The 14,275-nt window shown below is 59.3% G+C and carries 16 protein-coding genes and 1 pseudogene; 15 read left to right on the forward strand and 2 right to left on the reverse strand.

What is annotated here, in order from left to right:
• The first annotated feature begins 389 nt into the window (after positions 1–389).
• From NW829_RS08890 to NW829_RS08920, 7 genes and pseudogenes are all read left to right on the forward strand, one after another.
• Entirely contained in the window at positions 390–1,046 is a 657-nt protein-coding gene (locus NW829_RS08890) for a chromophore lyase CpcT/CpeT (protein ID WP_414412507.1), read from the forward strand.
• Positions 1,021–1,161, forward strand: a complete 141-nt coding sequence (locus NW829_RS08895; RefSeq protein WP_414412508.1) for a hypothetical protein — start codon at positions 1,021–1,023, stop codon at positions 1,159–1,161. The genes NW829_RS08890 and NW829_RS08895 overlap by 26 nt, the downstream gene beginning before the upstream one ends.
• 39 nt (positions 1,162–1,200) lie before the next feature.
• Positions 1,201–2,043 (forward strand): annotated as a pseudogene (locus tag NW829_RS08900) (YihY/virulence factor BrkB family protein).
• A 24-nt stretch (positions 2,044–2,067) separates the two neighbouring features.
• Positions 2,068–3,159, forward strand: coding sequence for an L-threonylcarbamoyladenylate synthase (locus NW829_RS08905; RefSeq protein ID WP_414416909.1), 1,092 nt, complete (start codon positions 2,068–2,070; stop codon positions 3,157–3,159).
• Between the two features lie 14 nt (positions 3,160–3,173).
• On the forward strand, positions 3,174–3,704 hold the full coding sequence (purE, locus tag NW829_RS08910; protein ID WP_414329156.1) for a 5-(carboxyamino)imidazole ribonucleotide mutase: 531 nt from the start codon (positions 3,174–3,176) through the stop codon (positions 3,702–3,704).
• 80 nt (positions 3,705–3,784) lie between these two features.
• Complete coding sequence (locus NW829_RS08915) at positions 3,785–4,543, forward strand: hypothetical protein (RefSeq protein ID WP_011432665.1); 759 nt, start codon at positions 3,785–3,787, stop codon at positions 4,541–4,543.
• A gap of 324 nt (positions 4,544–4,867) precedes the next feature.
• Positions 4,868–5,554 carry a DUF3318 domain-containing protein gene (locus tag NW829_RS08920; RefSeq protein WP_414329157.1) on the forward strand — a complete coding sequence of 229 codons (687 nt, stop codon included), beginning with the start codon at positions 4,868–4,870 and terminating at the stop codon, positions 5,552–5,554.
• Between the two features lie 4 nt (positions 5,555–5,558).
• On the opposite strand, the gene NW829_RS08925 is transcribed toward NW829_RS08920, so the two are convergent.
• Positions 5,559–6,512 carry an asparaginase gene (locus NW829_RS08925; protein WP_414343721.1) on the reverse strand — a complete coding sequence of 318 codons (954 nt, stop codon included), beginning with the start codon at positions 6,510–6,512 and terminating at the stop codon, positions 5,559–5,561.
• Positions 6,513–6,654: 142 nt separating this feature from the next.
• Between NW829_RS08925 and NW829_RS08930 the strand changes: the two genes are divergently transcribed.
• The 4 genes from NW829_RS08930 (at position 6,655) to NW829_RS08945 (ending at position 9,961) form a co-directional block, all read left to right on the forward strand.
• A complete protein-coding gene (locus tag NW829_RS08930) occupies positions 6,655–7,449 on the forward strand; it encodes a sirohydrochlorin chelatase (protein ID WP_414416910.1) in 795 nt (264 codons plus the stop codon).
• 64 nt (positions 7,450–7,513) lie between these two features.
• Positions 7,514–8,296, forward strand: a complete 783-nt coding sequence (cobA, locus tag NW829_RS08935; RefSeq protein WP_011432673.1) for a uroporphyrinogen-III C-methyltransferase — start codon at positions 7,514–7,516, stop codon at positions 8,294–8,296.
• Positions 8,293–9,081 (forward strand): ABC transporter permease, encoded by a 789-nt coding sequence (locus NW829_RS08940; RefSeq protein WP_414412858.1) that lies wholly within the window; start codon positions 8,293–8,295, stop codon positions 9,079–9,081. The genes cobA and NW829_RS08940 overlap by 4 nt, the downstream gene beginning before the upstream one ends.
• 190 nt (positions 9,082–9,271) lie before the next feature.
• Positions 9,272–9,961, forward strand: a complete 690-nt coding sequence (locus tag NW829_RS08945) for a response regulator transcription factor (RefSeq protein ID WP_414389514.1) — start codon at positions 9,272–9,274, stop codon at positions 9,959–9,961.
• Here the strand turns inward: NW829_RS08945 and NW829_RS08950 are convergent.
• On the reverse strand, positions 9,947–10,210 hold the full coding sequence (locus tag NW829_RS08950; protein WP_011432677.1) for a sulfiredoxin: 264 nt from the start codon (positions 10,208–10,210) through the stop codon (positions 9,947–9,949). The genes NW829_RS08945 and NW829_RS08950 overlap by 15 nt on opposite strands.
• Positions 10,211–10,930: 720 nt before the next feature.
• Here NW829_RS08950 and NW829_RS08955 point away from each other — a divergent pair.
• From NW829_RS08955 to NW829_RS08970, 4 genes are all read left to right on the forward strand, one after another.
• Entirely contained in the window at positions 10,931–11,413 is a 483-nt protein-coding gene (locus NW829_RS08955) for an ABA4-like family protein (protein ID WP_414331247.1), read from the forward strand.
• 108 nt (positions 11,414–11,521) lie between these two features.
• Positions 11,522–12,292, forward strand: a complete 771-nt coding sequence (locus NW829_RS08960; protein WP_414416911.1) for a hypothetical protein — start codon at positions 11,522–11,524, stop codon at positions 12,290–12,292.
• A 69-nt stretch (positions 12,293–12,361) separates the two neighbouring features.
• Entirely contained in the window at positions 12,362–12,781 is a 420-nt protein-coding gene (locus NW829_RS08965) for an archease (RefSeq protein ID WP_414350399.1), read from the forward strand.
• Between the two features lie 76 nt (positions 12,782–12,857).
• Entirely contained in the window at positions 12,858–14,225 is a 1,368-nt protein-coding gene (locus tag NW829_RS08970; protein ID WP_414350401.1) for an RtcB family protein, read from the forward strand.
• Positions 14,226–14,275: the final 50 nt, after the last annotated feature.

A 14,275-nucleotide genomic window follows, 5' to 3' on the forward strand; every position in this document is an offset into this window, starting at 1 on the left:
AGGCACAGGAGTCCGGCTCCTCTACTCTAGCCTGTCCCTGCAACCCAATCCCCTTCAAGAACTCCGTCCGAGTGGCGCGAACGGCCTCGTCGCCACAGGGTTGCGGTTCCCCTGCCCATGGCAACAACTCCGCCAGAGACAGGGCGGGTGACGGTAAGCAACAATGCTCTCTTAAATCCCTTAAATTCCCTTAAATCAAGTTGCCCAAGGGCTTTTCCACCCCGCACTCAAGTACAGGGCTACCAAGCTATTCCCTGGTGTAGTTTTGTAGAGTGTGTTATGGAGTGCGCCATCGGGACGGAGTCCCTGACAGTTGGACAAAGTCTGCAGGATCAGGAGCGCTCGATCTGAATCTTCTCGATTTCAATCCATTGAATCCATCTGAACCTATGTCTGTTTCCCCACAACTGGCTCAACTGGCCACCTGGATGGCAGGGCACTTCAACAACCTACAACAGGCGATTGCAGAGCCCGTCTGGTTTGCCAACATTCATGTGTACCAATGCCCCTTGCCTTGGTCGGTGTTGCAGGGGGTGGGGTTTTACGTGGAGCAACTGTACGACATTTATCCTGAGCAGCCTTACCGACAGCGGGTGATCCACCTCTTCGATACTCCAGATGGGATCCGGATTCAAAACTATGCTCTGACAGCTCCTGACTCCTACAGGTGCGCCGGTCGGGAGTTGTTGCTAGGCAACGCTTACGCGAAGGGGAAATTGGCCGGTCTGACAGCAGCGGAGTTGGAACTCTTGCCCGGCTGTGTCACCCAGGTGGAATGGACGGGATCCTGCTATCGGGGCCGCAGCCTGCCCGGCAAAGGCTGTATTGTTGAACGCAAAGGCAGAACCACCTATTTGTACAGCGAGTTTGAGATCGGAGCCGACTACTTTCACAGCTTGGATCAAGGTCGGGATCCGGAGACCGATCAAGTGATCTGGGGATCCCTATCCGGGCCTTTTCGGTTTGTCAAAAAGCAAGATTTTTCCCAGTACCTACCGCAGTGGGCTGAAGTGCTGAACCATGAGGCTGTTGGAGCAACTGGTTGAGCAGCTGCGGGCGCTGGGGATCCCGTTCGCGTCGTCAGGACGGCGTTCCCGGCGAGAGTTGGTCTGGCTAACCCTGCGGTTGGCCTGGGAAAACGCGATGCGCTACCGGCTGTAAGGACTCCGTCCCGCTTACGCGATTGGCCTGGCCTCTGAAATGGCCTATAGCTCGATGTTGGCGCTGTTCCCCTTCATCCTCACGCTCCTGACCGGGGTTGGGCTGTTTGTCGGCTCCTCTGAGCAAGCCTTCGAGCGCTTGATGGAGCAGTTGAGCCAAATTGCTCCCCAAGAGGCCCTGACGCTTTTGGATCGGTATGTGCGCGAGCTCCGCTTCGGGCAAAAAAGTGCTCCGCACCGCTGACGCGAACGGGGGTTGTTGTCGCTCGGCTTCTTGGGCACCCTGTGGGCTGCTTCTGGAGCCATGGGGGCGGTGATGACAGCTTTGGATCTCAGCCATGAGATCCCTCAAGATAGGCGCCGTCCCTTCTGGAGACGCAAGCTGATCTCGCTGGTTTGGATGCTCGCCACCCTGGGGTTGACCGGACTGGCCAGCTTGATCTTTTTGTTCAGTGCCAGCTTTTTGCGCTTCTTGTACAGGAAAGCGGGATTCTTAGCGCAGGAAGTTGGCGGGCCGACTCAGTTGGATCCCTTGCGAGAGCTGGGGTTGAACTTGTGGGGGATCCTCACTTGGCCAATTTCCTTGGGGCTGGTCGTCTTCTCCTGCTGGGTGCTGTATCGATTTGGCCCCAGCCTGCGCCGACCCCAAATCCCGATTTGGCCGGGGGCCATCGTGGCCAGCCTACTGTGGGTTGGGGTGTCGTGGGGGTTGCGGATTTACGTGGAGCACTTTGGGCAGTTCAACCAAGTCTACAGGGCGGTGGGGGCGGTTATTGTGCTGCTGCTCTGGGTTTGGCTCACTTCCTTGGCGCTGCTGTTTGGGGATCAAATCAACATCGCCCTCTACCAGGCGCGAAAATGGATTGCAGAACGGGATCCCTAGCCCCACCCCAAATCCGAGTTATGGATGCAGACGGAAATTCTTTCGCCCACTCCTGAGCACATTGCCGTAGCGGCTGCGGCCTTGCTGCAGGGCCAGTTGGTGGCCATCCCCACGGAGACGGTTTACGGCCTGGCGGGCAATGGCTTGGATGAGCAGGCAGTGGCAAACATTTTTGCCGCCAAGGAGCGCCCCCGCTTCGATCCCCTGATCCTGCATCTGCCGGCTGGGGTGACCCTAGAGCAGCTGCAGGGGTGGCTGGTGGATGTGTCGGCTTTTACTCCCACCGCACGTGCTCTGCTGGGATCCCTGATCGACACCTTCTGGCCGGGGCCCCTAACCTTGGTGCTGCCCAAGTGTCCCACCGTGCCGGATCTGGTGAGCAGCGGGTTGCCTACTGTTGCCCTGCGGGTGCCTGCTCACCCGGTGGCTCAAGCTTTGTTGCAGGCGGTGCAAACCCCTCTGGCTGCCCCCAGTGCCAATCGCTTTGGCCGCATCAGCCCCACCTCAGCCCAGGCCGTCTATGCAGAGTTGGGAGGGCGGATCCCTTACATCTTGGATGGGGGAGAGTGTGCTGTGGGCCTGGAGTCCACCGTGCTAAAGCTCAGCCCCGAAGGGATCCCAACGCTGCTGCGCCCAGGAGGGATCCCACTGGAAGCCCTGGAGGCCCACCTGGGGTTGCCCATCCGGTTGCCCCCAGAACAGGCCCCCAAGGATGGCACAACGGGCCCGCCAGAAGCGCCGGGACGACTGAGCAGCCACTATGCCCCCAGTAAGCCCCTCCGGCTTTTGCCCACCCCTTTTGCCCAGCTTCAGCCCGGCGATTGGCAACAGGTGCAGCACCTGACAACCGGTCATTCCCACCTGGGCATCCTCAGCTTTGCCACGGATCCGCAGGCTCTGCTGAACACCCTCTCCCGCCATTGGCCGGGGATCACTTTCAGTTTGGAGTGTTTGGGTTCGGATCCCAAGGCAGCCGCCCGCGCCCTCTTTGCCAGCCTGCGCCGCCTGGATGAGGGAGATGCTACGCTCCTGCTGGCAGAGCCCCCACCCATCTCGACGGGGTTGGGCTATGCGATGATGGATCGGCTACGCCGGGCCAGCAGCCTTTCGCGTTAGCGTCGCTTAGCGATATGGAACTCTCCCCCCTCGTTGCCATCGTAATGGGCAGCGATTCCGATCTGCCCACCCTTGCACCTGCCGCCCAGGTGTGTGAGGAGTTTGGGATCCCTTACCAGATGCAGATCCTCAGCGCCCACCGCACCCCCGAGGCCATGGTAGAGTTTGCCCGCCGCGCCCATACCCAAGGGATCCGCGTCATCATTGCCGGGGCAGGGGGAGCAGCCCATTTGCCGGGGATGGTGGCCTCTCTCACCCCCCTGCCGGTGATCGGGGTGCCGGTGCTCAGCCCATCCCTGCAGGGGATCGACTCCTTATACTCGATTGTGCAAATGCCCAAAGGGATCCCGGTGGCCACGGTGGCCATTGGCAACGGCTACAACGCGGGTCTGTTGGCGGTGCAGATCCTAGCCAGTGGAGATCCCGATCTGCTCCGGCGGGTGATCGCCTATCGGGAAAGCCTAAAACAGGCGGTGCAGGAGAAAAACGACCAGTTGCAAACCCAAGGGTGGAAAGCCTATCTCGACTCCACCGGCAAAGCATAAGAGCATAATTTAGAGAACGTTGACCTATCTTGCCGCCTTGCAAAGGGCCAGATAGGGCCGAGTTTTGGGAGTTGCCATCGGTGAAACATCAATCGGGTCGCCCTTCTTCCGGCCAGGGATCCTGGCCAGAATATCTGCAGCGGGTGGGGCGTGGGGCAGTGGAGACGGGATCCCAAGTTGCTCTGTGGATCCTATCGGGGCCGCAGTGGCGGGTTTTGGCTCTGTCGGCCTTGGCGTTGGCAGGGCTGGCCTTCTGGAATGGGCGGCTGGCGCTCTCTCTGGGGGTGGGCACCTTGGTGATGTTGGGGCTACAGGGGGTGCGCAGCCCTGAGTTCAACCGCCGCTGGCAGGAGTGGCAAGCTTGGTTTCGGCAGGCGGATCGCTGGCTTTTGCTGGCAATTGGTTCGGGAGCAGCCGCCACCTTGGGCACCTACACCCTCATCTCCATCTGGGCAGAATCCACCCAACGCTGGCTGGCCACCGGTGCCATTCTACAGGGATTGGCCACTCTAGCCTTGTTGTCGCTGCTGTTTGGGGAGTGGCTCAGGGGCCGACAAGAGCGGCAACGGTCTCAATTGGAGCGCGACCTCAGCGACATTGCTTCTCCCGATCCCTTCCGACGGCTGGCGGGCGTTCGCCGCTTGCAGAGCTTAATGTCCCACCTGGATCCCGAGCAAACCCGGCTGGCGGTGGATTATCTGCGGTTGGCCCTCGACCAAGAGACGGTAGCGGTTGTGCGGGAAGCCCTGCTGGAGGCCCTACAGGGATGGGGGATCCTGCGCCGCCTCAACGATTTGACCAATCTCAAACACCCCAGCAGGGATCCCTCTTCAAACTAAGATAACGGCTGTCTTGGTCCTCAAGGGTTTGACCGGGATGATAAATTCAGTCCCTTGGGCAATCCGCCAAATAGATTGCTCACCTCAGGTTTAGCTAAACCGCCGAGAAGCCCCGCGCTGTATGCGTAGCAACCCTGCGGGAAGCTAGCTACAGGGTCGGGAGTATGTTACGCGGCATACCCCCTTTCCATCTAGGCTCAGGCTTGTCCCTCTGCCGCCAGCCCTATTGCAAAAAGCTTGCTTGGAGCTGGCCTGCAAGGAAGGCTAGAATCTTTTACTATGGGTAATCCTCTCCAGCCGCTCCCTTAGCCGCACTGTGCCAGCATGTATACCATTTCCGACTTTGACCGCCTGATCCAGTTTCTCCCAGTGGAGATCCGCCCTGAAGTGCAGATCGAGATCGGCACCCCTGACCAGTCTCGGGTTGTGCAGCCGTTGTGGCGCTTCCCCTGGCAAAAGTACTCTCGCTTTGCCATTGACCTCAGCCGTTGGCAGAAGCTGAGCCCTGACCAGCAGAAGATCTACTTCTTGCGAGAAGCGGTGATGGCCACAGAGCTGGCTTTGGGGGATAACTGGTCGGCGTTGTTGCTGTATCCCGCCTTGATCGGGGCCGGCAGCATGGGCATTTTGGTAGAGCTGCAGATGGGAGATAACCTCGGCGTTGGCTTAGCAGCAGGCTTGGCGGCGTCAGCGGTGTTTCTGTTGCGCAAAGCGGAGAAGGGCCAGAAGGCCCAGGTAGCAGCCGACGAGTTTGCCGTGCGCTATGCCTCCCAGAATGGCTACACCTCCGAGCAAGCTGCTGCTATCTTGCTGAGCGCGCTGCAGCAGGTGGCCATCCTCGAAGATCGCGTCAAGAACGACTACGACACCACCATGCGCCGCCGCAACCTGGAGTTCTTGGCGCAGCGGGGTTTGGGATCCGGCACCTTGACCATCAATCCTAAGTACCGCAACAAAGGCCAGAGCTCCAACCCCGGCCCCAATCCTTACCAAAACCCCTTCCAGCGCTGAGTCTTCAAGGCATGCGCAGCTCCCCTTCTACCTCGAGGCGGGTGTAGGGGCCGACGCGAAGGAAGCGCTCCCCCAGCATCTCGGCGGCGGCAGGCTGGATCCAGCCCATGCGCTGCAGCAGGTGCAAAGCCAAAGCATATTTGGCCCGTGCAGCTCCATCCTGAACCTTGATGGCCAGGCCCATGCCTTCCCCTACCCGGCCAATGCATTGGATCCCTTCAGCACCCGATTTGCTCACCAGATCCCCTTGAGTGGCCCGCATCAATTCCGTGTCGAAACACCCCTGTCCGGCCACCATCTCCGGGTGATGGGTCATGGCCCGTGCTACCGATTCCAAGTCGGGCCGCTCGCCGGCGGTCAGTTGGGCGAATAGAGAAGCCAGGTGGTTCAGTTGCAATTGGTAGGTGGGCACCCCACAGTCATCCCGCGCAAACAAAAACTCCTCCGAGGGCATTTGCAGCAAATCCGCTAACTTGGCCCGCACCAGCGCTTGCACCGGATGCTGCCGCTGGGCATAGTCCGACAAGGTCCAGTTTTGGGCGCGGCTGGCCATAAGCATGCCGGCATGTTTGCCGGAGCAGTTGTGGCAAAGGGGGCTGGGCTTGCCGGGTGGGGTGGGGCAGACCAGCAAATCGGGAGATAGATCGGCCCGCCACAGTATGCTGAACACCTGCCGCGCATGAGCCGTGGTGCCCTGATGGGATCCGCACATGATGGCAATATCTTTCTCAGTGAGGCGGTAGCGCTCGCGGATGCCGGTGGAGAGCATGGCCAGCGCTTGGAAAGGCTTGAGGGCAGAACGGGCAAAGACGGGGGTGGTGCTGTTGCCGGCCATGGCCAGAGAACGCCCGCGGCTATCGGCCACGACAGCTTGGCAATGATGGATAGATTCGGTCAACCCCTCCCGCAAGACATGGATTAAGAGTTCAGGGGCGGTGGAACGATTCTCAAATGACATGAAAACCTGGGAAAGGGCTGACGAAGCTGGGAAAGAGGGTGTGTACTCTTCAAATCATACGCGCAGATCCTACGCGAGAAGTTGGCGGGATCCCCTAAAGTAGCAAAATGGAACCCTTTCGCTCGGATCCCTGACCTCTGCCATGTCCTCCAATCCCCTGGTGTTTTTGGTCTGTCACGGCAGCCGGGATCCCGATTATCAGCAGGCTTTGGCAGATTTGTTGGCCCGGGTGCAGCAGCAGCTGGCTCCCCAGCCGGTGGAGCTGGCCCAGTTGGAAGGTCAGCCTCTCACCCTGGCCGAACAGATTCAAGGACGGCTGGCAGCTTGGCTGGGCGCAGGCCGATCTCCCGATCAAGTGGTGCTGCTGTCGCTGTTTATGGGCGAGGGATCCCATGTGGAAGAGGATTTACCGGCTGCGGTGAAGCAGGTTCAAGCTCGCTGGCCGCGCCTGCCCATCCGGTTAACGCCTCCCATTGGCCAGCACCCAGCCCTCCTGGATCTGTTGGCGGCTCGCATTCTGGCTCCACAGTCCTCTTGCTCTGCAACGCTCAGGCGACCCGGCGAACGGGCCGATGCCTGGATTGTGCTCGGCCATGGCAGCCGTCTGTCGGGGTTTGCCGCCCAACTCCAAGCCGGGATCCAAACTGTGCAACGGCGCCTGCCGGGGATCCCCTTGCATGTGGCTTTTGCTGCCCAGTCCCCCACCTTAGAAGCGGTCGTGATCCATTGCTTGCGCCTTAGCCAGTGCCGTCTACGGGTGCTGCCGTTTTTTCTCTTTCCAGGCGGTCTGCTGCGCGCCCTACAAGAACAGGCTCAGCGATTACAGCGGGAATGGCCTCTGCTCCAAATCCAGGTGGAGCCGCCCCTCTGGCGTGATCCTCAACTGATGCAGGCCATTGTGGAGACACTCCAGGCTTTTAGCCCGGCGCTGGAATAGCCGAATCTTTCCCGTTCCCTCAAAATGGATATTTCCAACAGCAATGACGCGACCAGGACTTGAGATGGGCAAAGTGTATTTGGTGGGGGCAGGGCCTGGGGATCCAGGGCTGCTGACGGTGAAGGGAAAGGCGCTACTCGCCCACGCGGATGTGGTCATCTACGATGCTCTGGTGGGATCCTCCATCCTGGAGCTGATCCCGCCGACGGCAGAACGGATCTATGCTGGCAAACACTGCGGCGCTCACACCTTGCCCCAGGAGCAGATCACAGCCTTGCTGATGGAGAAAGCTCGGACGGCAGCCGTGGTGGTGCGGCTCAAAGGGGGGGATCCCTTCATCTTTGGGCGAGGCGGCGAGGAGATGTTGGCTCTGGTGCAGGCCGGGATCCCAGTGGAGGTGGTGCCGGGCATTACGGCGGGCATTGCCGCCAGCGCCTATGCCGGGATCCCTCTCACCCATCGCGACCTCAGCTCCTCAGTTGCTTTTGTTACCGGACATGAGGCGGCAGGGAAATACCGCCCTCAGGTCAATTGGCGGGCTTTGGCCGGGGCGGTGGAAACCCTGGTGATCTACATGGGCATGCACAACCTCAGCCACATTGCCGCTGAATTGTTGGCCGGAGGGAAAGCTCCCGACACCCCGGTTGCCCTGATCCGCTGGGGCACCACCCCTGAGCAAGAGATTCATCTGCTCCGCCTGCAGACTCTGGCTGGGCAGCCCTCGCCCGTAGCACCGCCTTCAATTGTTGTGGTGGGAGCGGTGGTCAGCCTGGCCAGCTTGTTGCCCACTTTGCGTCCGCCAGTCTCGTATTGCTCCGCAGCGCTTGCGCAACCGGAATCTCCATGAACGCCTTCTTTCGCAAGTTGGGTGCCCTCTTCTCCGCCTACTACGCCTACATGCTGGAGTACCGGGCCGAGCTGATCCTGTGGGTGTTGGCCGGATCCCTGCCCCTGATCATGATGGGGGTGTGGAGCGAGGCAGCCCGCTCAGGAGACTTCTCGCTGTCTGCTCTGGAGTTCATCCGCTACTTTCTGGCGGTGTTCCTGGTGCGCCAGTTCACCATCGTCTGGGTCATCTGGGACTTTGAGCGAGAGGTGGTCGAAGGCAAATTATCTCCTCGCCTGTTGCAGCCTCTGGATCCCGCTTGGCACCATGTGGCCAGCCACCTGATGGAGCGCTTGGCCCGTCTCCCCTTTACCCTGGTTTTAATCGCCCTTTTCTTCGTCCTCTACCCCCCTGCCTTTTGGATCCCCTCTTGGGCCCAGGCGGGGCTGGGATCCCTGGCCATTCTCCTGGCTTTTGCCCTGCGCTTTCTCATGCAGTACACCCTGGCGCTGCTGGCCTTTTGGGTGGAACGGGTGACGGCCTTGGAGCAATTCCATTTTTTGGTGTACTTGTTTTTCTCGGGGGTGATCGCTCCTCTGGAGGTGTTCCCACCACCCGTGCGCCAGGTCTTGGCCTGGACACCCTTCCCCTACCTGGTGCATTTTCCCGCCAGCCTCTGGGCAGGGATCCCGGTGGACATTCTGCGCGGTTTTGGCCTGGGCCTGGCCTGGACGGGCCTGCTCTGGCTGGCCAATCGCTGGTTGTGGCGCAAAGGCTTGCAACAGTACTCGGGAATGGGAGCTTAGAGGGCCAGGTTCAGTCCCTCATTTCACAGCTACCGTAGTCTTCAGCTTTCAACCAGGCCACCCTTGAAACCACTATTATGGGTCAAGGCACCCCAGCCAAATGACGAATCCTGTCCGTCTCCCTGAAATAGCGACAGATAACAGGTGAATAGCGCTTTACCCTTTTCCCTAACAGCCTCCTCGAGTCCTCATGAAGCGTGTACTGGTCGTAGATGACGATCCCCTCTCCCTGAAGGTGCTGAGCCGCCACCTGACTCAGCATGGCTATCGGGTTTGTACAGGCGCTTCGGGTGTAGAAGGGTTGCGTCTGTTTGCCCAAGAGCAGCCGGATGTGGTGGTTTCAGATGTGGTGATGCCGGAAATGGACGGCTTCGAGTTTTGCCGACAACTGCGCCAACAGCGCGGCGGCGAGCTCGTCCCCTTCATTTTTCTCTCTTCGCGGGGAGAGATCGATGACCGGGTTCAGGGCTATGAGCGGGGGGCGGATGACTACATCATCAAGCCCTTTGAACCCCTGGAACTGGTGGCCAAAATCGAGGCCCAGATTGAACGCTCCCGCCGCACCCAATCGGAAATTCTGCGGCTGATCCAACAGCAGTCCCAGCCAAAACCGGAAGCGGCCCCCCGACCCACTCCACCCGAATTGCCCCTGACCCCTGCCGAAGAGCGGGTCTTTCGGGAAGTCATTCGCGGCTTCACCAACAAGCAAATCGGCGAGAAGCTGTTCATCAGCCCGCGCACTGTGCAAACTCACCTGACCAACATCCTCAGCAAGCTTTCTTTGGAAAATCGCTCGCAACTGGTGCGTTTTGCCTACGAACGGGGCTACACCGCCGAAGAGGAGCCGGGCCAGAAGGGATCCCTTTCAGGCCAGGTGTAGCCTCAAAACAGCACGTGGCGCTTTTCGCACCCGGCAGGGGATCCGCTCCTTGCCCAAGCGGACAAATGCCTCGTAGCGATGGCAGCCGGAGAACCCATAATACTCCCCTTCCACTTCCAAAACCTCAATGGGCTCCTGTAGGCCGACTGCTTCAATGGAAGCCATCAGCGCCTGCACCTTATCCGGATCCGTTTGCCGCGGCAAAGGGCGGCGAATTTGGGCAAGGGGAATCTCGCGAATCTGCGCCATGTTGAACTTTCTCCCTAAGCAAGCTCCTTAATCATACTCGTTATGACTTTGCTCTATCAAGACTGGCAGAGGGGATGGATTCTCAGGCCAGAGCATGGCAGGATAACACCATTCCTCACTGCTCTCTCCCTCAGTAGCCAACCCAGCCATGTGGCAACTCCTCAAAGCCTTATGGGGAAAGATCGCCGGCCAAGCCCCCCCTGCACCCCCCGCTGCCGCGCCACGACCACCCCTTGACAAGAGGCTGGTTCAGCAGCCCTCTCCCCGGAATGTCCCTGCTGCAGAGGCCGCCCGCAAAGAAGAAGCCCCTGAGCCCACCCCAGAACATCCCGCCCCAAAAGTTGCAGTAGCTCAACGGGGTGAGGAACCTGTGGTGTGGATCCCTGCTCAGGAAAAATCCCCAGACTCCCAGGCAGTAGAATCCCCCATCGGCCCAGCTCAACCCACCTCTACGGCCAAAAGCATCAGCAGCTTCTGGGCCATGACCGACACCGGATCCCGCATTTCCCGCATTGCCGCCACCACCGACAGTGGCCGTGCGGTCAGCTCCATTGCGACTGCTAGGCTCCGCCAACCGGAATAGCGACCGGGATCCCTTTAGCTTCAGAAAAAACTTCAGGGCAAGTCAGGAATAACTCCCATCCATTTTCACCCGCTACTGCAGGGATCCCCAGGGGGCATTAGGCCGATAATGGACAGGTAGCGTTGGGGGTTCCAAGCATGCTGGAGATGATCTTTAACGGGGCCAACTGGTTTGCTTTGCCCTTTTGGGCCTTGATGATTCTGCTGCCGGGTTGGAAGGTAACCCGCAAAGTGATGGAATCGCTTTTGCCCATCGCTCTTTTGGCGGCGGTTTATTTGTATCTTTTGGTCACCGGGTTTAATGCCGATGTTCTCAAGGAATTTTCCGACCCTCAACTGTCTCTGACCAGCCTAACCGACCTATTCAGTCAACCCGCCGTTATGGCGACGGGATGGGTACACTACATCGTCATGGATTTGTTTGTGGGCCGCTGGATCTTCTTGGAAGGGTGGGATAAGCGAGTATGGACAACCCATTCCCTGATTTTGTGCTTGTTTGCCGGGCCAGTGGGCTTGCTCTCCCATTTGCTTACGGTGGCAGTTGTCCAGGCACGCCGGCAAAACCAGGCGCAAGGAAGGACTCAAGAGACAGGAGTGCCACAAGAGTTGGCTAACCCCTAGGGATAGGCTCTATCGAATAGGGATCCAGGCTCGCATAGCAGGAGGAAGTCCTAAGAGGCTAGGATCAGGGGTAGGAGCCCTCAGCCTTGAGGCCAGAGGAACTGTTTGATGAGGAGTGGAGGCATAGCTTGGTTTTTGCGTCCTCAGCGGTGGCTGTGGAGCGGCCTTGGAGCAGCAGCCCTTGTGGCCCTCACGGCTGGGGCTAGTTGGGCACGGCTTTTGTTGGAAGTGCGCATGACCATGGGCCTGCCCATTAGCCCTAACTACTGGTACATGGTGGCCCTTAGCCGAGCTGGTAGCCCTGGCCCCACCGCCAACCTGGTAGATCCCAATGTCCGGGTTGGGCCCAACGAGTACACCTTTGTGCGCGACTGGGACTACCTGATTCGGGTTACCCCTCTTAACGAGGAGGCCGTTTTGCAAGCTACCATCCAGCGCTTTGGTGAGCAGGAGCGAGAGTTTGCCGTTGGCTTTAACCAAGTGCGGGTGGAGCGCGTTAACCGGGACCGCGACACCCTTAGGTTTCGGATTGACCTTTCGGAGCTCCAAGGTCTGGACGGGCAAAACCAGGATATCCAGGTGGCTTTGCTCACTGCCCGCGCCCCTTTTCGCGTGGCTCCTGAAGAGACCAATCTAGCCATTGATGCCACCCGCGACGAACTGCCCAACTACTATCGCCTTAGTCTCTCCAACCAGCGGCAGGTGGTTGTCGACGATCCCCAGCGCCAAGAGACCATGCGCCGCAGCCGTGAGTTACTCCAGCAAAGTGGATCTGGAAGCGGCCTCACCCGCGAGCTCATTGAGGGAGGAGCCCTGGAGATTTTGGCTGCCAACATCCTCACCTTTGAGCTACGCCTTCTTTCCTCTTCCAGTTTCTAGAGAGAAACCTTAATCTATCCAGGTGGCCTCTGGCTTTGGCCTGAGAATGAGAGCAGGGGGACTGCCGTGGTGCAGGCAAGATGGGAGCACTTTGAACACATGGCTGACATTGGTGTCCGCGGCTATGGGGCAACGCCGGAGGAAGCCTTTGCCCAGGCAGCTTTGGCCCTGACTGCGGTGGTCACTAGCGTGGATGAAGTAGCTCCCAGAGAACACCTAGAGATCGAGCTAGGAAATGCAGGCGATCTGGAACTGTTGTTGGTGGATTTCCTGAACGCAGTGATCTACGAGATGGCCGTCAGAGGCATGCTCTTTGGAAAAGTCGAAGTGCACCTGGCAAAAGAGCATCTCAAGGCCAGCCTGTGGGGGGAAAGAGTTGACCATGCCAAGCACCGACCGGCGGTAGAAGTTAAGGGGGCAACTTACACGGAACTCAAGGTAGCCCGAGAGGGTGAGCTTTGGGTGGCCCAGTGCGTGGTGGACGTGTAAGGGGAGGCAACCTATGGATATCAAGAAACTTGAGCGTGTGGATGAGACAGTCTGGCGCATTCCTCCAAAAGGCAGAATGCGTGTCCCGGTCTTGATCTTTGCCGACGAGGAGTTAATCCGGGAAATGGACGACAAAGTGGCCGAGCAGGCCAGCAACGTGACCACCTTGCCAGGGATCGTTGGAGCCTGCTACGTGATGCCAGACGCCCACTGGGGCTATGGCTTTCCCATCGGTGGGGTGGCGGCCTTTGATGCGGAAGCAGGGGGGGTGATTTCCGCCGGCGGCGTGGGATTTGACATCTCCTGCGGCGTGAGAACCTTGCGAACCGGGCTAAAGCGCGAGGAAGTGGAGGAGATGGCAGAGCCCCTAGCCAATGCCCTGTACGCGAGCGTACCGGTAGGGCTCGGCAGCCGCAGCAAGATCTCCTTGAGCGACAAAGAGATGGAAGCTATGCTCGAAGGCGGAGCAGAATGGGCTGTTGCTCAGGGCTACGGCAAGAAAGAGGATCTGGAGCGCATCGAAGAACATGGCCGCATGCGCGGAGCAATGCCGAGCGAAGTCTCCGCCTACGCCCGTGAGCGCCAGCGGCGCGAGATGGGAACCCTCGGTTCGGGTAACCACTACCTCGAAGTCCAAGTTGTTGACGAGATCTACGATCCCGAGATTGCCAAAGGCTTTGGCCTTAAGTCGGGGGAAGTGGTGATTACTATCCACTGCGGCTCCCGTGGCTTGGGTCACCAGATCGGCACTGAGTACTTGAAGAAGATGCAACAGGCGGCTAAAGAACACGGCATAGAGCTACCTGATCGCGAGCTGGCCTGTGCGCCCTTGAAGTCCAAAGTGGGGCAAAGCTACCTGGGAGCAATGCGGGCGGCAACCAACTGCGCTTTGGCTAACCGCCAGATCATCACCTACTGGGTGCGCGAGGTGTTCGCTGAGCTTTTCCCCAAAGCTGAACTCGACCTTATTTACGACGTCTCCCACAACACCTGTAAGGAGGAAACCCACGAGATAGAGGGGAAAAAGCGCCGCCTGTTCGTTCACCGCAAAGGGGCAACGCGCGCTTTTGGGCCTGGCCACCCAGAGCTTCCTCAAGCTTTTCGCTCTATCGGTCAGCCCGTCATCATCGGTGGCTCCATGGGCACGGCTTCCTACATTCTGGTCGGCACCGCGCAAGGGGAGGCCCTTTCCCTCTCCTCAGCCTGCCACGGCGCTGGGAGGGCGATGAGTCGCAACCAGGCCCTCAAAGCCTGGACAGGGCAGGAGATTATCGAACAACTGAGACGGCGCGGCGTCATCGTGCGCAGTCCCTCTTTGCGGGGGGTAGCTGAAGAAGCGCCCCAGGCCTACAAAAACGTCGACAAAGTGGTGCGCGCTGCCGATCAAGCCAAGATTGCGAAACTTGTAGCGCGCTTAAAGCCAATTCTGTGTATCAAAGGCTAGGTTGTGTTGATCTTTCATTTGAGCCAAAAGAGAGCACTGACGAGATAGAG

The organism is Synechococcus sp. R55.8, assembly GCF_047461895.1.
In the GTDB taxonomy this organism is placed as follows: domain Bacteria; phylum Cyanobacteriota; class Cyanobacteriia; order Thermostichales; family Thermostichaceae; genus Thermostichus.